This is a genomic window from Sorangiineae bacterium MSr12523, from assembly GCA_037157775.1.
GTDB lineage: Bacteria > Myxococcota_A > Polyangia > Polyangiales > Polyangiaceae > Pendulispora > Pendulispora brunnea.
In genome coordinates this window covers 1,319,423-1,343,093 of sequence record CP089982.1, presented here as the reverse complement: position 1 = coordinate 1,343,093, position 23,671 = coordinate 1,319,423, and the positions used below count along the sequence as shown (strand labels likewise).

Genomic DNA, 23,671 nt, shown 5'->3' with positions numbered 1-23,671 from the left:
GCGCAGACCAACTTTGCGGCGTCGGCGAGACTCAAGACGCCCGCTACGTGCGCTGCGCTCAGTTCTCCGATCGAGTGGCCCACCAGGACGCTCGGCTCCAGGCCCCAGGCTTGCCATTGGCGATACAGCGCCACCTCCAGTGCGAACAGCGCGGGCTGTGTGTACTCCGTTCGATCCAGCTGTGACTCGTCCAGCGGTCGATCGAAGTGCGCAATCACCTCGTCGTACGCGCGCCGGAACTCGGGATACGCCGCGTACAGGCCTTGGCCCATCGCCGCACGTTGGCTTCCCTGCCCCGTGAAGAGCATTGCCAGCTTCGTCTCGGCCCCACCGTTCACTCCACGCAGCACGCGGCCTTGCTCGAATGCCGCTGCCGCTTCCTCCGTGCTGTGCGCCACCACCGCTGCACGCACCTCGAACTGGGTCCGATGCGCCCACGACGTGTAGGCCACGTCCTCCAGCCGCTGCTCGGGGTGCGCCCGGAGCCATGTTTCCCATTTCGCGATCTGCGCTTTCAGCGACGCTTCGTCGCGGGCCGATACCGGGATCATGCAGACGGGCACGGGCACGGGCACGGGCACGGGAGCGGGAGCGGGGGGCTCCTCGAGGATCACGTGGGCATTGGTCCCGCTGATGCCAAACGACGACACCCCCACCCGACGCACCCGTTCCCCACGACCCCACGCACGCGACTCACGCAACAACGCAAGCCCGCTGCCCTCCCACGCGACATGCGGACTCGGCTCCTCGGCGTGCAGTGTTTTCGGCAGCAGCTCGTTCTCGAGGGCCAGAACCATCTTCATCACACCCGCGATGCCCGCGGCCGCCTGCGTGTGACCCAAGTTCGACTTGGCCGACCCCAAATAGAGCGGGCGCTCGCCATCACGGCCTGGCCCGAAGACCTCGGCTAGAGCCCCCGCCTCCATGGGATCGCCCAAGGTCGTACCGGTGCCGTGGGCCTCCACGGCGTCGATGTCGGCGGCCACCAAGCCGCTTGCGGCCAGCGCATCGCGAATCACCCGCTGTTGCGCCGGCCCGTTCGGGGCTGTCAGCCCTTGGCTGCGCCCGTCCTGGTTCACCGCCGACCCGCGGATCACGGCCAGGATGCGGTCTCCGTCGCGTTGTGCGGCGGAAAGGCGCTTCAGCACCAACATGGCGCAGCCATCGGAAAAACCCGTCCCATCGGCGCTTGCCGAGAAGCTCTTGCAACGGCCGTCGCTTGCGAGGGCCTTCAGCCGACTGAACTCCACGAACAGCGACGGAGTGCTCATCACCGTCACACCGCCCGCCAGCGCGAGCTCGCACTCGCCCTGCCGCAGTGCCGTGCAGGCGAGATGCAGCGCCACCAGCGACGAGGAGCAGGCCGTGTCCACCGTCACCGCGGGGCCTTGGAGACCCAGTACGTAGGCCACACGGCCCGAGATGACGCTGGCCGCGCTGCCCGTGCCTTGGTAGCCGTCGAAAAGATCCATCTCCGTGCGCTGGTTGCTTCCGTAGTCGGAGCCCATCGAGCCGATGTAGACGCCGGTCCGGCTCTCGCGCAGATCCTCCGCGACCAACTTGGCGCGCTCCAGCGCTTCCCAGGACGTCTCCAGGATCAAGCGCTGCTGCGGGTCCATGGCCACCGCTTCGCGGGCCGAGATGCCGAAGAAGCCCGCGTCGAACTCGTCGATGCGGCGCACGAAGCCGCCTCGGTTCGTGTAGCTCTTGCCAATCGCCTCGGGATCGGGGTCGAACACGTCGAGCGCCTGCCAGCGCGCAGGGAACTCCTCGATGACGTCGCGCCCTTCGCGCAGAACGTCCCAGTAGCCCTCGGGGCTCTCCACCCCGCCCGGAAGGCGGCAGGCCATCGATACGATGGCAATCGGCTCGTCGTGCTTGGCGCGCGTCGTTCGCGTGGTGTGCCAACGGGCGGGCGATGTGCCTCGCGACAGCGAGGTGCGCGCGAGAAGCAGGGTCGCAATCGCGGTCGGCGTCGGATGATCGAACGCGAGCGTCGCCGGCAGCGACACGCCCGTCTCCGTCGCCAATCGGCGGCGCAGCTCCACGGCCATCAACGAATCGAGACCGAGCTCTTTGAGCACATGCTGCGGCTGCACCGACGAGGGGCCCGCAAGGCCCAGGACCACCGCGGCCTCGCGCTGAACCAGTTGCACGAGCCATTTGAGGCGCTCGCCCTCGGGCATCGCCGCGAGGCGTTCGCCCAGGCTCGAGGACTTCGCGTCGCCCGATGCGGCGCGACGCAGACGCGGCCGCACGATGGACCGCAGAAGAACGGGAAGGCTCTCCTCGGTGGCGACGCCACGCTGCAACGCCGTCGCGTCGACCTTCACCGGCACGAGCTGCGCGTCGCCGTGCGCCAGCGCCGCGTCGAGCAGGCCCATGCCCTCCTCGATCGACAGCGCGGCGATGCCCTGGCGACGGAAACGCGCGAGATCCGCCTGCGCAAGGCGCGCGGTCAGGCCCATGCCGGCGGGATTCCAGAGACCCCACGCGAGGCTCGTGGCGGGTAGGCCGCGACGCTGCCGATCGGCGGCGAGCGCGTCCAGGAAGGTGTTCGCCGCGGCGTAGTTGCTTTGCCCTGCGGCGCCCAGCGTCCCCGAGGCGGACGAGAACAGCACGAAGGCGCGCAGGTCCATGCCCGCGGTCAGCTCGTCGAGGTGCAGCGCGCCTTGGACCTTCGGCGCCATCACCCGCGCGAAGCGATCCGCGTGTTGGCCCTGGACGGTGGCGTCGTCCAGAACGCCGGCCAGGTGCATCACGGCGGTCCACGCGGTGCCTGCGAGGACGTGGGCCACCTGCGCGCGATCGGACACGTCGCACGCCACCACACGCACACTCTCGGCCCCGTGCTCTTTCAAGGATGCGACCAGCTCCGCGGCGCCCGGTGCGTCGGGACCTCGGCGCGACGTCAACACCAGGTGACGCACACCGTGCGCCGCCACCAGGTGACGCGCGAGCGCCTGGCCCAACTCGCCCGTGCCGCCGGTGATCAGCACCGCGCCCTCGGGGTCGAGGCCCTTCCACGCGCCCTCGCTGGAGACGCGCACCAGGCGCGCGCCCAGGATTTGGCCATCGCGAAGCGCCAGCTCGGGCTCGGTGCCCATCGAGAGCGCCTGCTCGACCAAGTCGCCATCCAGCGGCTCGGTGCCCGCGTCCAGCAAACGCAGCACGCGGTCCGAGGTCTCGCTCCGCGCAGATCGAATCAAGCCCCACACGGGGGCGTGCACGAGGTCCAGCGTCTCCGTGCCGCTCGCGCGCACGGCATTTCGCGTGACCCACACGATCTCGGCCGACTCCAGCTCGGGGTCGGCAACCATGGCCTGCAGCTTCGTCAGTGCCTCGACGGCCGCAACCTGCGCGGCGGCGCCGACGTTGCCCTCGAAGGCGCCCGTCGCATCGACGATGACGCGGCGCGGTTCCTCGGCGCTCGCGGGCGCCTGCACCGGCTGAAACTCGACGCGGTAGAGATCGCGCGTGCCGCTCGCCTTGGAGCGTTGCAATTGCTCGGCGCTCGCGCGCTGGAGGTGGAGCTCTCCGGCGCGGAGCACCGGCTGCCCGGAGGCGTCGGCGACGAGGATCTTCGCGCGGGCGCTGTCGCCGCCTTGGGCATGGGCAAGCTCCACACGGACATCGAGCTCGGTGGCGCCGGTGGCGAACAGCTCCACGTCGGACCACGAGAAGGGAAGCAGTGCGCCCTCGGAGAGCGCGGCCAGGGCGTGGAGCGCGGCATCGAGAAGCGCGGGGTGCATGCCGTAGGCGCCGGCGCTCGCCTTCACGCTCTCGGGAAGGGCCACGCGGGCGTGGGCGACAGCCCCGAGGCGGCGCAGTTCGACGAGGCCGCGGAAGGCCGGCCCGTACTCCAGGCCGCGTTCGCGGAGGCGCTCGTAGAAGCCGTCGAGCGACACGGTCTCCGCGTTCTCGGGAAGAGACGGCCCGGGCTCGGGAGCGCCCTTTTCCTCGGCGCTCAATTCTCCGGCGGCGTGGCGCGTCCACACGCCGTCCTCCGACTCGCGCTGGCTCCAGATCGAGATGGCGCGGCGGCCGGCACCGTCCGGTGCATTCACCATCACCTGGAGGCGAACGGGGTCGCTTGCGAGGAGCAGAGGCTCGCTCACCGTAAGCTCGGCGATGCGCGGGGCGCCGATGGCGCGGGCGGCGGTCAGGGCCAACTCGAGCAGCCCCGTGCCCGGTGCGAGCACCACGCCGAAGGCGGCGTGATCGCTCAGCCACCCGTGCTCGCGGAGCGAGAGGCGCCCCGTCCAGAGGTGACCTTGTTCATCGGCCAGCGCGGTGACGGCGCCGAGCCACGGATGATCCGGCGACCCGAGCCCCAGCTGGCGCACATCGCGCCGCTCGGCCGGGGTCTCTTGCCAATAGCGCTCACGCTGAAAGGCATACGTGGGAAGCTCCGCCACGAGCTGCCCCTGCCGCGCGAACGCGCGCTTCCAATCGACGTCGTGGCCGTACGCGTGCAACGTGGCCAGGTTGGCGAGCAGCGGCGCCAGACCGCCTTGCTCACGCTGAAGGGTGCCCACCACGACCCCGCCCGCCTCCGACGTTCCCGTCGTCAATGGCATCGCCAGGAGCGGGTGCGGGCTCACCTCCACGAACACGCCGTGCCCCTGGGCGAGCATCTGCGCGAGGGCCATGTCGAGCCGCACCGGCTCGCGCAAGTTGCGGCACCAGTACGCAGCATCCAGCGCCTCACCACCGAGAACCGCACCGGTGACCGTCGAGTAGAAGGGCACCTGCGCCGCCTTGGGCCGAAGCACCGCGAGCTCGGAGGCGATGCCCGGCAGAATCGGATCCATGTACGCGCTGTGCGAGGCGACGTCGGCGTTCAGGTTCCCGCAGAAGACGCCCTGCTCGTCCAGCTCGTCGAGAAGCTCGGCCACCATGTCGGGATCGCCCGAGATGGCCGTGGAGGTCGCGGTGTTCACCGCGGCGATGGAGACGGCTCCGTCGTAGCGGGAAATGAGCCGCTCCACCTCGGCGATGGGAAGCTCCACCACGGCCATTTCGCCCTGACCGCTGACCGTGCGCAGGGCACGGCTTCGCACCGCAATCACACGCGCGCCCTCTTCGATGGTCAGCGCGCCCGCGACGACGGCGGCGGCCACCTCGCCCTGGCTGTGGCCCACCACGGCCGCCGGCTCCACACCGAGCGAGCGCCACGCGGCCGCGAGGCCCACGTACATGGTGAAGAGGATCGGCTGCGCGACGTCGATGCGATCGAGGGGCGCATCGGCCATCTCCTCGCCGCGCAACAGCGCCGCGACGGACCACCCCGTCCATGGCCTTAGCGCGGCGTCGCATTGCGCAACCACCGCGGCGAACTCGGGGCAGGCCGCGAGAAGCTCCTTGCCCATGTCGCGCCACTGGCTTCCCTGCCCGGGGAAGACGAAGACGACCTTGGCGCGCTTCTGCGCCGTCGCCTGGACCACCGCGCGGTGCGAACGCCCCGCGGCGAGCGCTTCGAGTGCCTCCACCGCGTCCGCCGCGTTTTTCACCGAGACCGACGCCCGCGATTCGAAGTGGGTCCGATGCTCCGCCGCCGTGTACACGACGTCGAACAGCGACTGCGCGGGGTTCTCGCGCAACCACGCCGCCCAGCGACCGGCCTGCGCGCGCAGTCCCGCCTCGTCTCGGCCCGAGATCAAAAGAGGGTACGCCTCCAGTACCGCCGGTTGCGCCGACGGCGTCGGCTGCGCAGGCGCTTCCTCGATGATGACGTGCGCATTCGTCCCACTCACGCCGAACGACGACACGCCCGCGCGACGCGGACGCCCCTGTTTCGGCTGCCACGGACGCGCTTCTTGGAGGAGCGAGAGACCGCTCTTCGCCCAATCGATGAGCGGCGTGGGCTCCTCGGCATGCAGCGTCTTCGGCAAGAGGCCATGCTGCAACGCGAGCACCACCTTCATCACGCCCGACACGCCGGCCGCAGCCTGCATGTGCCCGAAGTTCGATTTGGACGACCCCAGATGAACGGGCCGGTCCGCGGGCCTGCCCGCTGCGAAGACCTCCACGAGCGCGCCCGCCTCGATGGGATCGCCCAGCGCGGTGCCCGTACCGTGGGCTTCCACGGCATCGATGTCCGCGGGCGTGAGGCGGCAGGCCGCCAGCGCATCGCGAATCACGCGCTGCTGCGAGGGACCGTTCGGCGCCGTGAGGCCCTGGCTGCGACCGTCCTGGTTCACCGCGGAGCCGCGGATGACGGCCAGCACGCGATCGCCATCGCGCTGCGCCGCCGAGAGGCGCTTGAGCACGACGATGCCGCACCCTTCGGCCCAGCCCGCGCCGTCGGCGTTGGCCGAGAAGCTCTTGCAGCGACCATCGGCCGCGAGCACCTTGAGCCGGCTGAACTCGACGAACGTCGCGGGGGTGCTCATCACCGTCACGCCGCCCGCGAGCGCGAGATCGCACTCACCCTGACGAAGCGCCGTGCAGGCAAGGTGCAGCGACACCAGCGACGACGAACACGCCGTATCGACCGTCACCGCGGGGCCTTGCAAACCGAGCACGTAGGAAACGCGGCCCGAGATGACGCTCGAAGCGCTGCCCGTGGCCTGGTAACCGTCGAAGAGCGTGAGGTCCGTGCGCTGGCTGCTCACGTAGTCGGGGTTCATCGCGCCGATGTACACGCCGGTCTTCGTGTTCTTGAGCGAGGCCGGCAGACGCCCCGCACGCTCCAGCGCCTCCCACGCCGTCTCGAGCACCAGGCGCTGCTGCGGATCCATGGCGCTCGCCTCGCGCGCGGCGATGCCGAAAAACGCGGGGTCGAACTGCTCGATGTCCCGCACGAAGCCGCCCTCGTTCGCGTAGCACTTGCCGGTGGCTTCGGGATCGGGATCGTAAAGATCGAGTCTGGCCCAGCGTGCGGGGAACGCACCGATGGCATCGCGACCTTCGACCAACGCGTTCCAGTAAGCCTCGGGCGTCTCGATGCCGCTGGGCAGGCGGCACGCCATCGAGACGATGGCGATGGGCTCGAAACTGCGAGCCTCCAACTCGGCGGCGCGCTGCTGCAGGAGGCGGATGGCCGGCAGGGCGAGGTCCATCTTGTTGTTGGCGGAGGTTGTCATGCGCTGAGTCCCAGGAGTGCGTTCAGTTCTGCGTTGAGGTCGTCGACGGTTCGTTCGTGGAGGACGGGGCCGGGCACCTCGCTCTGACCAGCTTGGGCGCCGTTCGTCGCTTGCCGATTCACCAGCTCCACGAGGCGCTCGAGCAGGCCGCTCTGGTGAAGTTGCGTAGCGGTTACGCGTTGGAGGACCCAGCCGAGGACCGAGTCCGGATCGTCGGGCACGGTCGCTTGCGTGGCCGAGCCGAGCTCCAAGCGACCCAGTACGACTTCCGCAATCGCACCGGGCGTCGGGTAGTCGAAGGCAAGGGTGGCAGGAAGCGAGACGCCGGTCTCCGAGACGAGACGGCGCCGGAGCTCCACGGCCATGAGCGAGTCGAGGCCGAGATCGCGAAGCACGTGGTCCGCCTCCACCGCCGACGAGCGCGGCGTGCCCAGGATGCCCGCAGCCTCGCGCTGAACGAGCTCGGTGACGAAGGCGAGGCGCGCGCTCTCGTCCAAGAGAAGCAGCCGCTCGCGCAGGCCCGTGCCACCTTGCTTCGACTCGCCGGCGCGGCGCAAACGCGCCCGCGACGGACGCGCGAGGCCGCGCAGAAGCGGTTGCGTCTCGACGAAGCCGCTGCGCTCGGCGCTGGCCATGTCGAGCTTGAACGGCACGAGGTGCGCGTCGCCGAGGGTCAACGCGGCGTCGAAGAGACGCATGCCCTCGTCGACCGCGATGGGCAGGATGCCTTGACGCCGCAGGCGCGCGAGCTCCTGCTTGCCCAAGTGCGACGTCATGCCGATGCCGGCTTGCGCCCAGAGGCCCCACGCGAGGCTCGTTCCGGGAAGGTCGTTGGTGCGCCGATGCGCCGCCAAAGCATCGAGGAAGGCGTTGGCCGCGGCATAGTTGCTTTGCCCGGCTGCGCCCAAGGTGCCCGAGGTGGAGGAGAAGAGGACGAAGGCCCGCAGCGGCATCTCCTCGGTGAGCTCGTGCAGGTGCATCGCGCCGTGCACTTTCGGGCCCATGGCGCGTTCGAAGCGCTCCGCGTTCTGGCCCTGCAAGGTCGCATCGTCCAGCACGCCGGCCAGGTGCATGACCGCGGTCCACGGATGCTCCGCGGGCACGCTGGCGAGAAGGCTCGCGACCTGGTCGCGCTGCGAAACGTCGCACGCGACGAGGCGCACCGTTTCGGCGCCGGCCTTGGTGAGCGATTCGATCAGCTCGAGCGAGCCCGCGGCCTCGGCCCCCCGGCGCGAGGTGAGCACCAGGTGACGCGCACCGTGCGCGAGAACGAGATGACGCGCGAGGGCCTGTCCGAGCTCGCCGGTGCCGCCCGTGATGAGGACTGTGCCGCTGGAGTCGAGGGACAGCGTGGGACCGGGCTCCGCATGGGATGATTCGACGCGGGCGAGGCGGGCAGCCAGGATGCGGCCTTCGCGAAGGGCGAGCTCGGGTTCGCCGGGGATGGCGAGGGCGCGCAGGAGCAGATCGCGATCGAGGCGCTCGCCGTCGAGGTCGACCAGGCGCAGGGTGCGCTCCGGGCGCTCGATGCGTGCGGAGCGGAGAAGGCCCCACACGGCTGCGTGATCCAAGTCGATGCGGGCGTCATCTTCGCGCGCGCCCACGGCATGACGGGTTACCCAGGTGAGCTCCGTGCCCTCGAGCCGCGCATCCGCGAGGACGCGTTGGAGAATGGTGAGGCCGAGAATCGCTTCCTGCTCGGCGACGTGCGCGGTGCTCGTGCGCATTTGCGGGGCGCTCGATCGGGCGGTGCCGGTGGCATCGATGATCAAGCTGCGCGGCGGCGGGTCGCCCACGTCGAGGCGGGCCATGAGGGCACGCAGATCGGGGATGGCGGTGAGGCCGAGCGGTCCGCTCACGGCCCCTTCGCCGCCGAGAACGAGGGCGCGCTCGGTCTCGAACGACGCGTGCGGCGTGTCCTGCGGCGGCTCGAAGGCGACGCGGTAAAGGTGCTCGCGCTCGACTCGAGAGGGCGCCTTCATCTGCGCGGCGCTGGTGCGGTCCAGGGTTTTCAGCTCGAGGGAGCTGGCGCGGAGAACCGGTTCGCCGGTTTCGTCGGAGACGAGGAGGGTGGCGCGGGCGCCTTCTGTGCCCGACGAGAGCTCCAGGCGAACGCGCAGTTCGGTCGCGGCCGTGGCAAACAGCTCCACGCCGGTCCACGAGAACGGGAGAAGCACGCGGCTGTCGTCGTCCGTCGTGAGGGCGACCAAGGTGTGAAGCGCCGCATCGAGCAGGGCGGGATGCAGGTGGTACTGCGCAGCGCCGTTCTTGACCAAGGGCGGAAGTGCAACACGGCCGTACGCCACCGTGCCGCGTCGGTGCAGCTCCACGAGACCGCGGAACGCGGGGCCGTACTCGAGGCCGCGCGTCTGGAGTTGCTCGTAGAAGCCGGCCAGGTCGATGGGCTGCGTGTCGGCAAGGTTCCAGGTTTCGCTCGGGGCGATGTTCGACGGGTTGTCGGCGAGCTCACCGTCGGCGTGGCGGATCCAGGGTGCGTTCTCGGAGGCCTCGTCTTGGCTGTGGATGGTGAGGCTGCGGCGGCCCGCGTCGTCGGCCGGGCCGACGTTGACCTGAAGGCGTACACCCGCGTCCCCGCGCAGGACGAGTGGTTCGGAGATGGTGAGCTCGGCGACGACGCCGGCGCCCACGGCTTCGGCGGCGGCATGCGCCAGCTCGAGGAGGCCTGTGCCGGGTACCAGGACGGAGCCGAAGACGGCATGGTCGTTCAGCCAGGCGTGCTCTCGCGCCGAGATGCGACCTGTCAGCAGGTGACCCTGGCCTTCCGCCAGGGTGGTGATGGCGCCGAGCCACGGGTGCTCGCGCGAGGTGAGGCCGGTCGCGCGAAGATCGTTGCGGCCGCGCGGCAGATCTTGCCAGTAGCGCTCACGCTGGAAGGCGTACGTGGGGGCCTCGGTGAGGCGTACGTCGCGTCCTGCGTAGACTTTGTGGACGTCCAGGGCAAAGCCGCTCACGTGGAGCGCGCCCAGGGCGCGGACCAGGTCGAGCTCTTCGTCTTGCTCGCCGCGGAGGCTTGGCACCAAGGTCGCGCGCGAGTCGTCGCCGAGGCATGCGGTCGCCATCGCTGTCAGCACGCCCGACGGGCCGCACTCCAGGTAGTGCGTGACGCCCTGCGACTGCAGCGTTGTCACGGCGTTTAGGAAGCGAACGGGCTCGCGCACTTGTTTGACCCAGTAGGCGGCGGTCGCCATTTCTTCGACGGCGCCGGTCAAGGTGCTCACGAGGGTCATGGTCGGCGGGTGGTAGGTGCAGCTCTCTGCGACTTTGGCGAACGCCTCCAGCATCGAGTCCATGTGGGCGCTGTGGAATGCGTGCGACACGCGCAGCCGCTTCGCGCGACGGCCTTGCGCCTCGAAGTGCGACATGACGGATTGGACCGCCGATTCGTCTCCGCTGACCACCGTCTGCCGTGGGCCGTTCAATCCCGCGATCGATGAGCGTTCGTCGAGGACTGCGAGTACCTCTGCTTCGGTGGCTTCGATCGAGGCCATCGCGCCGCCGGCTTCGCAGGCCTGCATCAGACGGCCGCGGGCGCAGACCAACTTTGCGGCGTCGGCGAGACTGAGCACGCCGGCTACGTGTGCTGCGCTCAATTCTCCGATCGAGTGGCCCACCAGGACGCTCGGTTCCAAGCCCCAGGCTTGCCACTGGCGATACAGCGCCACCTCCAGCGCGAACAGCGCCGGCTGCGTGTACTCGGTTCGGTCCAGCTGCGACTCGTCGATTCGTGTGTCCAGGGCGGCGATCACTTCGTCGTACGCGCGCCGAAACTCCGGGAAGGCCGCGTACAGGCCTTGGCCCATCGCCGCACGTTGGCTTCCCTGCCCCGTGAAGAGCACGGCCAGTTTCGTCTCGGGCCCACCGTTCACTCCACGTAGCACGCGGCCTTGTTCGAATGCCGTCGCCGCCTCTTCCACGCTGCGTGCTGCCACGGCCGCGCGCACCTCGAACTGGGTTCGGTGCGCCCACGACGTGTAGGCCACGTCCTCCAGTCGCTGCTCGGGATGAGCACGGAGCCATGTTTCCCATTTCGCGATTTGTGCTTTCAGCGACGCTTCGTCGCGGGCCGACACCGGGATCATGCAGACGGGCACGGGCACGGGCACGGGCACGGGCACGGGGGCGGGCACGGGGGCGGGGGGCTCCTCGAGGATCACGTGGGCGTTGGTCCCACTAATCCCGAACGACGATACCCCGGCGCGACGAACCCGCGCACCTCGCGCCCATTCGCGCGCTTCGCGCAGGAGCGAAAGGCCACTGCCCTCCCACGCGATATGCCGGCTCGGCACCTCCGCGTGCAGCGTCTTCGGCAGCAACTCGTTCTCGAGGGCCAGCACCATCTTCATCACACCCGCGATGCCCGCGGCCGACTGGGCGTGCCCGAGGTTCGATTTGGACGAACCTAGGTACAGCGGTCTTCCTGCCTCGCGCCCCGGGCCGAATACCTCGGCGAGCGCGCCCGCTTCGATGGGATCGCCCAAGGTCGTGCCGGTGCCGTGCGCCTCGACGGCGTCGATGTCGGCAGCCACCAAGCCGCTCGCGGCCAGCGCGTCTTGAATCACGCGCTGCTGCGACGGTCCGTTCGGCGCCGTCAGGCCCTGACTGCGACCATCCTGGTTCACCGCCGACCCGCGGATCACGGCGAGCACGCGGTTGCCGTCGCGTTGCGCGTCCGAGAGGCGCTTCAGCACCACGATGCCGCAGCCCTCTGCCCAGCCGGTGCCGTCGGCGTCGTCCGAGAAGCTCTTGCAGCGGCCATCGCTGGCAAGGCCCTTCAGGCGACTGAACTCCACGAACAGCGATGGGGTGCACATCAGCGAGACGCCGCCCGCGAGTGCCAACTCGCACTCGCCCTGGCGCAGCGACACGCACGCCAGGTGCAATGCCACCAGCGACGACGAGCAGGCCGTGTCCACTGTGACTGCGGGGCCTTGGAGGCCGAGGGCGTACGACACACGGCCCGAGACCACGCTGGCCGCGCTGCCCGTGCCTTGGTAGCCGTCGAAGAGCTCCATCTCCGTGCGCTGGTTGCTGCCATAGTCGGAGCCCATCCAGCCCACGTACACGCCCGTCCGGCTCTCGCGCAGGCTCTCGGGAAGCAAACCGGCCCGCTCCAATGCCTCCCAGGATGTCTCCAGGATCAAGCGCTGCTGCGGGCACATCGAGGTGGCTTCGCGCGCGGAGATGCCGAAGAAGCCTGCGTCGAACTCGTCGATGCGGTGCATGAATCCGCCCTCGCGGCCGTACGTCTTGCCTGGCGTCTCGGGCTCTGGATCGTAGATGTCGAGCTCCTGCCAGCGGGGGAACTCCTCGATGGCATCGCGGCCGTCCCGCAAAAGCGCCCAATAGGCCTCGGGATCTTCCACGCCGCCCGGCAGACGGCACGCCATCGAGACTATCGCGATGGCCTCGTCCGTGTTGCGCGAAGAGGTGCGGCTTCGCGGTGTCGCGATCTTTTCCTTGAGGGCGGCGCGTTCGAGAAGGAGCTGCGCAATCGCGGCCGGCGTCGGATGATCGAAGGCCAAGGTCGCCGGCAGCGAGGTGCCCGTCTCCGTGACCAGACGACGCCGCAGCTCCACGGCCATGAGCGAGTCGAGCCCCATGTCCCGCAGAACGTGCTGCGGCTGCACCGCGCCTGGATGCGTGAGGCCGAGCACCGCGGCAATCTCGCGCTGGACCAATTGCGTCAGGTACTTCGTGCGCTCGGCCTCCGGCAATGCGAGCAAGCGCTCGCGCAGGCCCGAGGCGCCCGGCACTTCGCTGGCGCGACGCAAGCGCGGGCGCACCAAGGCTCGCCAGAGCGCGGGGACCGGAGCGTCGCTTCGCTCGGCGCCGGCGATGTCCAGCTTCAATGGCACCCAATCGGCGACGTCGCGCAGGAGCGCCTGGTCGAAGAGGTGCAGGCCCTCCGCGACCGACAAGGATAGGATGCCCTGACGGCGAAGACGCGCGAGCTCCGCCTTACCCAGGTGCGAGGTCATGCCGATGCCGGCTTGCGACCAGAGTCCCCAGGCCAGGCTGGTCGCGGTCAGTCCGCAGCTTCGGCGGTGCGCGGCGAGGGCGTCCAGGAAGGTGTTCGCCGCGGCGTAGTTGCTCTGACCCGCGCTGCCCAGCGTGCCCGCCGCGGAAGAGAACACGACGAAGGCGCGCAAGTCCATGCTCGCCGTCAGCTCGTGCAGATGCAGTGCGCCCTGCACCTTCGGGCCCATCACGCGCTCGAAGCGCTCCTCGCTCTGGCTCTGCACCGTGGCGTCGTCGAGCACGCCCGCGAGGTGAATCACCGCGGTCCAAGGATGCACCGGATCCACGTTCGCGAGCACCTCGGCCACGTGCTCGCGCTGGGAGACGTCGCATGCCCGCACGCGCACGCTCTCGGCGCCGTGTGCTTTGAGCGCGTCCACGAGGGACGAGGCGCCCGGGGCCTCTTCACCGCGGCGGGACGTGAGAATCAGGTGGCGGACGCCGTGCGCCTTCACGAGATGAAGTGCGAGCGCCTGACCGAGTTCGCCGGTACCGCCCGTGACGAGCACCGTTCCCTCCGGCGCGAAGCCAGGCCAGGCCTGCTGGGGCGAAGCGTCGGACGTCACGCGAACGAGGCGCGCGGCGAGGATGCGGCCTTCGCGCAGGGCGAGCTCCGGCTCGTCCGAATGCGCGAGCGCACGGTCCATCGAGGCGCGATCGATGGGGCCGGAGCCCACATCGAGCAGGCGCAAGGTCCGCTCGGGGTGCTCGGTGCGGGCGGTGCGAACGAGGCCCCAGAGCGGTGCGTGCTCCAAGTCGATGGCCTGACGCACACCGGGCACGTTCACCGCCTCGCGCGTGACCCAAACGAGCTCCGTGGACTCCAGGCGCGGCTCGGAGAGGAGGCGCTGCAACATGCCCAGCGCGAAAAGCGTGGCGCGCTGGGGCGAGAGGCCCGTCGCGGCATCGCCACCGGCGAATCTCGTCGCGTCTACGATGCACCGTCGCGGGGGCGTCTGGCCGGCGTCGATCCACGAGAGGAGCGTGTCCACATCATCGACGGCGGGCACGCGCAGCGCGGTGCTCAGCTCCCCACTGCTGCCAATGACCAGGGTGTCGTCCTGCGCGGGTGCGTCTTGGACCGAGGGAAGCGGCTGGAATTCGACGCGGTACAGGTGCTCGGTGCGCGTTGCCGTCTGAATTTGCTCGGCGCGGGCACGGCGAAGCTCGAGGCGTCCGGCGCGCAGCACCGGGCTTCCTGCCGGATCGTACGCGGTGACGTTCGCACGAACGCCGTCGTCCGACGCATCGAGCTCGACGCGCACGCGGAGCTCGGTGGCGCCTGCGGCATACAGCTCCGTGTCCGCCCACGAGAAGGGAAGCCATACGCCGTCGGCAGTGTCGAGGAGCGCGGGCACCGCGTGCAGGGCAGCGTCCAACAGCGCCGGGTGCAGCGCGTAGTCGGCGGCGTTGGAGGTGGCGGGCTGCGGAAGGACGACGCGCGCGTAGGCGACGGAGCCGCGCCGACGGAGCTCGGTCAAGCCGCGGAAGGTCGTGCCGTACGCGAGGCCGCGGGTCTGCAGGCGCGCGTAGAAGTCACCGAGATCGACGGCCTGGGTGTCGGTGAGGTCCCATTGAGCAAGCTCGGCGGGGCCGCGGTCATCGCGCAATTCGCCGGTGGCGTGCTGACGCCACGACGCGGGATCCGAGGTGCCGTCGTCCTGGCTGTGGATGGCGAGGGCGCGACGTCCCTGTCCATCGGCGGGCCCCACGAGGACTTGGAGGCGCACGGCCGTGTCTTGGTCGCGCAGGATCAGGGGTTCGGAAAGGGTCAACTCCGCGACGACGCTGGCGCCGACGGCTTCGGCGGCAGCCTGCGCGAGCTCGAGGAGGCCCGTGCCGGGTACCAGGACGGAGCCGAAGATGGCGTGGTCGTTCAGCCAGGCGTGCTCTCGTGCCGAGATGCGGCCCGTCAGCAGATGGCCCTGTCCATCCGCGAGCGTAGTGACGGCGCCGAGCCACGGGTGCTCACGCGCGATGAGACCGGTCGCACGAAGGTCGTTGCGCGTGCGGGGAATGTCTTGCCAATAGCGCGTGCGCTGGAAGGCGTACGTCGGGACTTCGACGTAGTGCGCGTCGGCGTAGATCTTTTGAACGTCGATGGCGAGGCCGCTCACGTGGAGCGCGCCCAGTGCGCTCACGAGGTCGCGTGCTTCGTCTTGTTCGCCGCGGAGGCTTGGCACCAAGGTCGCGTGCGAGTCGTCGAGCAGGCATGCGGTGGCCATGGCCGTCAGCACGCCCGATGGGCCGCACTCCAGGTAATGCGTGACGCCCTGCGATTGCAGCGTTGTCATGGCGTTTAGGAAGCGAACGGGCTCGCGCACTTGTTTGACCCAGTAGGCGGCGGTCGCCATTTCTTCGACGGCGCCGGTCAAGGTGCTGACGAGGGTCACGGTCGGCGCGTGGTACGTGCAGCTCTCTGCGACTTTGGCGAACGCCTCCAGCATCGAGTCCATGTGGGCGCTGTGGAATGCGTGCGACACGCGCAGCCGCTTCGCGCGACGGCCTTGCGCCTCGAAGTGCGACATGACGGATTGGACGGCCGAGGCGTCTCCGCTGACCACCGTCTGCCGTGGGCCGTTCAATCCCGCGATGGATGCGCCTTCTTCGAGGACTGCGAGCACCTCTGCTTCGGTGGCTTCGATCGAGGCCATCGCGCCGCCGGCTTCGCAGGCCTGCATCAGACGGCCGCGGGCGCAGACCAACTTTGCGGCGTCGGTGAGACTGAGCACGCCGGCTACGTGCGCGGCGCTCAATTCTCCGATCGAGTGGCCCACCAGGACGCTCGGCTCGAGGCCCCAGGCCTGCCACTGCCGATACAGCGCCACCTCCAGCGCGAACAGCGCAGGTTGCGTGTACTCGGTTCGATCCAGCTGTGACTCGTCGATCGGCGTATCGAGTGCCGCGATCACCTCGTCGTAGGCGCGCCGAAACTCCGGGAAGGCCGCGTACAGACCTTGGCCCATTCCCGCACGCTGGCTTCCCTGCCCCGTGAAGAGCACGGCCAGTTTCATCTCGGGCCCGCCACTCGTCCCGCGCAGCACACGGCCTTGTTCGAATGCCGTCGCCGCCTCTTCCACGCTGCGTGCCACCACTGCCGCGCGCACTTCGAACTGGGTCCGGTGCGCCCACGATGTGTAGGCCACGTCGTCCAGCCGCTGCTCGGGATGAGCACGGAGCCATGTTCCCCATTTTGCGATCTGCGCTTTCAGCGATGCTTCGTCGCGGGCCGACACCGGGATCATGCAGACGGGCACGGGCACGGGCACGGGCACGGGCACGGGAGCGGGGGGCTCCTCGAGGATCACGTGGGCATTCGTCCCACTCAACCCAAACGACGAGATGCCCGCCCGCCGCGGTGCCCCATTCGCCCGGCGGGGCCAGGGCGTCAATTCGTCGATCACGCGCACCGCGAGCTCGTCCCACGCGATGTGCGGATTGCGCGGTGTGCTGTTCAACGTCGGTGGCAGCGCCTCGTGTCGGAACGATGCGAGCACCTTGCAGATCCCGGCAATGCCGGCGGCGGACTCGAGATGGCCAATCGTGCTCTTCGCGGTGCCCAGTCCCAATGGCGATGCCGCGTCACGCTGCTGCGCGTAGACGGCGGCGAGGGCCTGCACCTCGATGGGATCACCCAGCTCGGTCCCCGTTCCGTGGCACTCGATGTATTCCACGTCGTTCGGAGCCAGGCCGGCCGATGCCAGCGCCGCACGCAGCACCTTCTGCTGCGACGACCCATTCGGCGCGGTGATGCCGCTGCTCGCACCGTCGTGGTTCACCGCTGTCCCGCGGATCACACCGAGAACGGGAAGGCCGCGGCGCGTGGCCTCGGACAAGCGCGCCAGCACCAGCACACCGGTACCCTCGCCGCGGCCATAGCCATTCGCGGCCTGCGAAAAGGTCTTGCTGCGGCCATCCGGCGCGAGCGCGTGCGCGCGGCACAACGCGATGAACGCCGCAGGATCCGCGAGCACCTGCACGCCACCCGCCAGCGCCAGATCGCACTCGCCATTGCGCAATGCCTCGCAGGCCAGGTGCAAGGCCACCAGGGACGAACTGCACGCCGTGTCCACGGAGAGCGCAGGTCCCTGCAGACCGAGATGGTACGCCAGGCGCCCCGCGGTGAAGCTCGGCAGGTTGCCCGTGAGCATGTACGTATCGTGGTTCGCGCTCGGCCGATATTTCCCGTAGTCGCTCGGCCCCGCCCCCACGAACACGCCGGTGGTCGAGTCACGCAGCTCGCGGGGACGGATGCCGGCGTGTTCCAACGAGGCCCATGCCGCCTCCAGCAGCAAGCGATGCTGCGGATCCATCGGCTCCGCCTCGCGCGGGCTGATGCCGAAGAACGCCGCATCGAAGCCGGCAACGTCGTCGACCAACGCCGCCTTTTGCACGTAGATTTTCCCCTCGGCGTCGGGGTCGGCGTCGTAGAACGCGTCGATGTCGAAGCGGTCCTTCGGAATGACCGACACGGTGTCCTTGCCCTGCGCAAGCACTTCCCAGTACGAGTCGAGATCGTTCGCCCCACCCGGCATGCGCATGCCAATGCCCACGATGGCCAGCGGCTCGTCGGCACGCCCGCCCGCATCCGCGCGGCTCGCCTCGGAGGCGACCGGCACCAGTTGCTCGAAGAGCCACTGCGCCATCGTCACCAAGTTGGGCCGGTCGAACACCAAGGTGCGCGGGGTCGTGATGCCCGTGCGCTGCTGCACGCGCCGGCTGAACTCGACGGCCATCATCGAGTCGAAGCCCAGATCGTTGAAGCCCTTGTTCGGGTCGAGCGCGCGCGGGTTCTCGGTATCGAGCACCGCCGCGGCCTCGGTGGCCAGCAGCAGTTGCAGAAAGTCTTTTCGCTCGGATTCGGGCAAGCCGATCACTTGCTCGAGCAACGGATTGGCGCGGCGCGCTTCCACCTCGGACGAGGCCAGCGCCTCGCGTGCCTCGTGAATGCCGCGCAGGAGCAGGCGCCATCGCTTCCCGGAAAACACCGGGGCCGCCGCCGACCAGTCGACCTTGGCCACGAGCAGCGAGCGCCCCGACTGCACGCACGCCTCGAGGCCCATCAGCGCACCGCTCGGCGGCATCGGGGAGAGGCCCAACTCACGAAGCTGCGTCTCCGCCTCGCCGTGCGCCATGCCGCCGTCGGCCCATGGACCGAAGGCCACACTCACTGCCGGAAGCCCGGCGCGCTGGCGGAAGCTCGCCAGCGCATCGAGGCCTGCGTTGGCGGCCGCGTAGTTCGCCTGGCCGACGTTGCCCAACACGCCCACGATGGACGAGAAGAGAACGAACGCGTCGAGCTCGTACTTCTGCGTGGCCTCGTGAAGATGCCACGCTGCGCCCACCTTCGGCGCAACCGTCGCAGCCACGCTGGCCGCGTCCAGGTGCATGAGGAACTTGTCGTCGAGGGCACCGGCGACGTGGAACACCGCCCGCAGCGGCGCCGCATCCTGCTCGAGGCGCGCGAGCATGGCGTCGACCTGGCCGCGATCCGCGACATCGCAGGGCGCGAAGGTCACGCGCGCGCCCTTGGCCGAGAGCTCCGCCTCGAGGACGGCCGCTCCGTCCGCGTTCGCACCTCGGCGCGAGGCAAGGACCACGTGCTCCGCACCGCGCTCGACGAGCCAGCGGGCCACGTGTGCGGCCAGCGCGCCGCTACCGCCGGTCACCAGCGCCGTGCCCCGCGGGGTCCACGTTCGCAGCTCGGCAGCGTCGTTCGCGCGACGCAGCCGGCGCACGTAACGACCCGACGGGCGCAGCGCCACGTGCTCCTCGCTGGACTCGTCCGTCACGGTGAAGAGGAACTGCTTCGCAATGGTCGCATCGACCACCGCAGGGAGATCGAGCAAGCCGCAACGGCGCTCCGAGTGCTCTTGCGCCACGGCGAACCCAAGGCCCCAGGCCGTGGCCTGCTGCCAGCGCGGCATCGGTGCGCGACGCGCATCGTTGGTGGCGATGGCATCTTGGGTCACCGTCCAGAGCGGCGCGCGCACACCCGCGTCTTGCAGCGCCTGCGCGACGGCCAGCGTCTGCAACAGGCCGCGCGAGACCGACGGCTGCGCGGCATCGGCCGCCTCGTCCAGCGCCGTCAAGGTCACGATGGCGCGCCATTCGTCCTTCGCGGCGGCGAGGCGCGTGGCCAGCTCCGCGCGGTCAGCGGCGGGAATCGCGTGGACCGTGGCACCGGCCGTCTCCAACGCCCCGATGACGGCCGCGGAAACGTCGGCCGCGGCGGCGGGAACGATGACCGCCCAGTGCCCCGACGCGGAGGTATGCCCGAGCGACTCGCCCTCGGCCGGAACCCACGCCGTCTCGTAGAGCCAATCGGAAACCTCGGCCGACTCGTCCAGCTTGGCGTGCCACGTCGCCAGGTACGGCAACAGCGGCGCGACGTCCGCGCGAGCGCCGTCGCTCAGATGGAGCATGTCGGCCACGCGCTCGGCCTCGCCATTGTGCACCGCGGCCCACAGCGCGCGTTCGGCCTTGGAGCCTGCGGTCGCCCGGGACGATGCCGCGGGCGCTTCGATCCAATGGCGGCGACGCTGGAACGCATACGTCGGCAGCGCCACGCGTGCCGCCCCGAGCCCCGCGAAGACGCGCTTCCAGTCGAGGCCGTGGCCCGCTACGTGCAGCGCGCCCAGCGCGCAGACCAATGCGTGCGCATCGTCCGGCTCGCCCGACTTCGCGTCGCGCAGGCTGGGCACGAACGTGCTCCCGGTTTCCTCCGGGAGATTGCACGCGGCCCCCATGGCCGACAGCACCCCCGACGGCCCGCACTCCAGGTAGTGCGTGATGCCCTGCTCGTGCAACGTCGTCATGGCGTCCACGAAGCGAACGGCCTCGCGCGCTTGCGCGACCCAATATTGCGCCGAGCGCATGCCCTCGCCGGCCGGAAGCTCGGGCCCCATCCACGCGCCCGAGGCGGTGCTCACGATGGGGAGCGCGGGCGCGCGGAAGGTGCACGCGCCGGCCACCTTCGCGAACTCCGCGACCATCCCGTCCATGTGCGCGCTATGAAACGCGTGCGAGACGCGCAGCCGCTTCCACCGCCGGCCGCGCTGGGTAAAGTGCTCCACGGCCTCGAGCACCGCGCTCTCGTCGCCGCTCAACACCGTGTGCGTCGGGCCATTGAGCCCCGCGATGGACACGCTGCCGGAGACCAGCTTCAGAACCTCGAGCACCTCCGCCTCGCTCGCCTCGAGCGAGACCATCGCCCCGTCCGCGCGGCACGCCTGCATCAGACGCCCGCGCGCGCACACCAGGTTGGCGGCATCTTCTAGATCGAGAACGCCCGCCACGTGCGCCGCGCTCAGCTCTCCAATCGAGTGCCCCGCGAGCACGGCCGGCTCCACGCCCCACGCTTGCCACTGGCGGTAAAGCGCGACCTCCAGCGCGAACAGCGCCGGCTGCGTGTACCGCGTCTCGTGCAGGAGCTGCGCTTCGTCCGTGCCGGCCGGTGCGAACATCACCGTGCGGAGCGGGCGATCGAGGTGCGCATCCAGTGCGGCGCACACTTCGTCGATGGCGGCAGCGAACACCGGGAACGCGGCGGATGCGGAATAGAGGGCCTCGCCCATGGCCGCACGCTGGCTTCCCTGCCCGGTGAAGAGGATCGCGAGCTTGCCGCTGCGGGCATTTCCCGACTCCGACCCCAGCCGTGACCGGTCTTCTGCAAGGGCGCGCATCCCCTGGATGGCTTCTTCCGTGTTGCGCGCCACGACCGAACCGCGCGCCTCGAAATGCGACCGCGTGGTGGCCAGCGAGAACGCCACGTCGGTCAGCGAAAGCCCCGGATCGGCCTCGAGCAGGCCCACGACCCGCGCCGCGTTTTCCGCGCGGGCGCGCGGCGTCTTGCCCGAGACGGTCAGGCAGATGGGCGCCTCGAGGACCTCGTTTCGCCGCTTGCCCGCGACCGCGTCCCAATCGATGGCGAATCCATCGCGCCCGAGCTCGCCCGCCAGTGCCTCCAGGCCCGCGCGCGCGGGCTCGCCGCGACGGCAGGTGGCGAACACTTTGGCGGAGGTTCCGGCGAGGGTCGCCTCGAAGCTGCGCAAGGCCACCGGGTGCGGCCCCACCTCCACGATGCGAAGCTCGCCTTCCGCCGCAAGGCCGAGCGCCGTCTCCAACAGGAACATCGGCTCGCACATGTTGCGGGCCCAGTACGCGGCATCGAGCGCCGGCCCCTGAATGCGGCCGTTCGTCACCGTGGACCACATGGGCACGATGCCCAGATCACCGACGATGCCCTCGAGGCGCTGCGTCAGCTCGGGCACCAGCGCCTGCATCTCCGCGCCGTGGCAGGCATAGTCGATGTGAACGCGCTGCACGCGAACGCCGTCTGCTTCCAGTGCCTTCTGCAAGGCCGCCATCGCATCGAGCGTGCCCGAGAAGGCCACGTTCCCCGGCGAAAGATGCCCCGCCAGCGAAACGCCGCGGTATTCACGCACGACCTTTTGCGCGGCCTCCGGCGCGACATCGCACACCAGGATGGTGCCCCGCCCGCTCGCGCGCTCCGCCACGAGCGACGACCACTCCGCAATGATGCGCGCCCCCTGCTGCACCGAAAGCGCGCCCGAAACCACGGCCGCGGCCACTTCGCCGATGCTTTGCCCGAACACCACATCGGGCACGATTCCCCAGGCGCGCAGCGTGCGCGCGAGGGCCACCTGCAGCGCGAACAACACGGGCTGGATCACGTCCGTGCGATGCAGGCGCGCGTTCGACTCGCCCGCCGCGAGCTCCTCGATCACGGACCATCCGGTCACCGCACGAACGGCCTCGTCACACTCCCCGAGCGTTGCGCGAAAGGCGGGCTCGCCGGCGAGCAGATCGCGCGCCATGCCCAGCCATTGTCCACCATGCCCGGAAAAGAAGAAGGCGAGCCTCGGCGTTTCCGACGTCGCCGGCGACGGCCTTACGGCATTTACGATGCGCGGGGGCCCCTCCAGCGCGGCATGGGCATTCGTGCCGCCAAAGCCAAAGCTGCTGATCCCGGCCAAGCGGCGCCCGGACCACGGCTGCCGCTCGGTGACCACGGAAAGCTTGTTCGCCTCGAAATCGATGTGCGGATTGGGCCGCTCGAAATGCAAACTGGGCGGCAATTCACCGTGGTAGAGCGACAGGGCCGTCTTCATGAGCCCCAAGACGCCCGCCGCCGGCTCCAGATGGCCGAAATTCGTTTTCGCCGACCCAATGCGCAGCGCCTGCTCGCGTCCCTCGCCGAAAACCGTTCCCAGGGCCTCGGCCTCGATGGGATCGCCCAGCAGGGTGCCCGTTCCGTGCGCCTCGACGTACGCCACCTCTTTGGGCTCCACGTTCGCGTCGCGCCATGCATCGCGCACCACGTCGATCTGCGCGCGCGGATTGGGCGCGGTCAGGCCGTTCGAGGCCCCGTCGTTGTTGACGGCGCTTCCCCGAACCACGGCATAAATGCGATCTCCGGCGACCAGCGCGTCGGACAATCGCTTCAACACGACGGCGCCGCAGCCTTCGCCGCGCACGTAGCCATTGGCGCCGGCATCGAATGCACGGCATTGGCCGTCCGGATTCATCGCACCGAACTTGGTCATGGCCACCGTGGTGTGCGGGTGCAGCATCAAGCTGACGCCGCCGGCGATGGCCATGTCCGACTCGCCCCGGCGGAGGCTCTGCACCGCCAAGTGCAAAGCCACCAGCGACGAGCTGCAGGCCGTCGCAATCGACATCGTGGGGCCTTGCAATCCCAGCGTATAAGCAACCCGCGCCGGAATGATCGAATTGTCCCACCCCACCGCGGAGTGCGTCTTGATGGCCGAGGGATCGCTCCCCGCCAGCAGATGGTACTCCTGCCACATGGCGCCGAAAAACACGCCGGTTCGCGAACCGGTGAGGCTCAGGAGCGGAATTCCGGCATCCTCCAGGGCGGCGCAGCACACCTCCAACGAGAGGCGCTGCTGCGGGTCCATTTGATTCGCCTCCGCGGGCGAAATACGAAAATATTCGGCATCGAATCGGGCCACGTCGTCCAGAAAGCCACCCCACTTCGTGGTCATCTTCCCCGGCGTGCGCGCGTCCGCGTCGAGCCATTCGCGAATATTCCAACGGTCCTGCGGCACCTCGCGAATCGCGTCTACGCCGGCTCGAAGTGAGTCCCAAAGGCGCTCGGGCGAATCGGCCCCTCCCGGCAGGCGGCACCCCATGCCCACGATGGCCACGGGCTCACGGTTCTCCGAAAACGCGCGCAATGCCCGTTCCGGAGCGCTTTCCGTGAGGACGGCGCCGCCCGACCCCTCGCTCAAATACCGAGATAGCGCCCGGACCGTGGCGTGCTGCCACACGACCCAACTGGGCACCGGCCTCCCCAACCATCGAGACAACGATTCGACCAAGGACAGCGTGCGCGCTGAATCGAGGCCCAGATCGCGCAATGACTGATCCGGCTGAATCTGCTCTGCGTGAATCTGGTCTGCATGGACCGCGAGAAGCTTCGCGAGCTCGGCCCGAACGAACTTCTCGATGTCGATGAGGCGGTGGGATGAACTGGCGGAAGCGTTGTCGTGGCTCAT

Annotated in this window: 2 protein-coding genes (1 of these 2 only partly in view); both read right to left on the bottom strand. The window is 69.6% G+C overall.

The genetic code is table 11. The features are described from left to right. A protein-coding gene (locus LZC95_05485) for an SDR family NAD(P)-dependent oxidoreductase (GenBank protein ID WXA96288.1) crosses the window boundary here: on the bottom strand, positions 1–7,088 show its 5' portion. 3,460 nt of this gene lie to the left of the window's left edge; only the first 7,088 of its 10,548 coding nucleotides appear in the window; its start codon is at positions 7,086–7,088; its stop codon lies beyond the left edge, outside the window. Continuing rightward, positions 7,085–23,671, bottom strand: coding sequence for an SDR family NAD(P)-dependent oxidoreductase (locus LZC95_05480; protein ID WXA96287.1), 16,587 nt, complete (start codon positions 23,669–23,671; stop codon positions 7,085–7,087). Before LZC95_05480 ends, LZC95_05485 begins: the two co-directional genes overlap by 4 nt.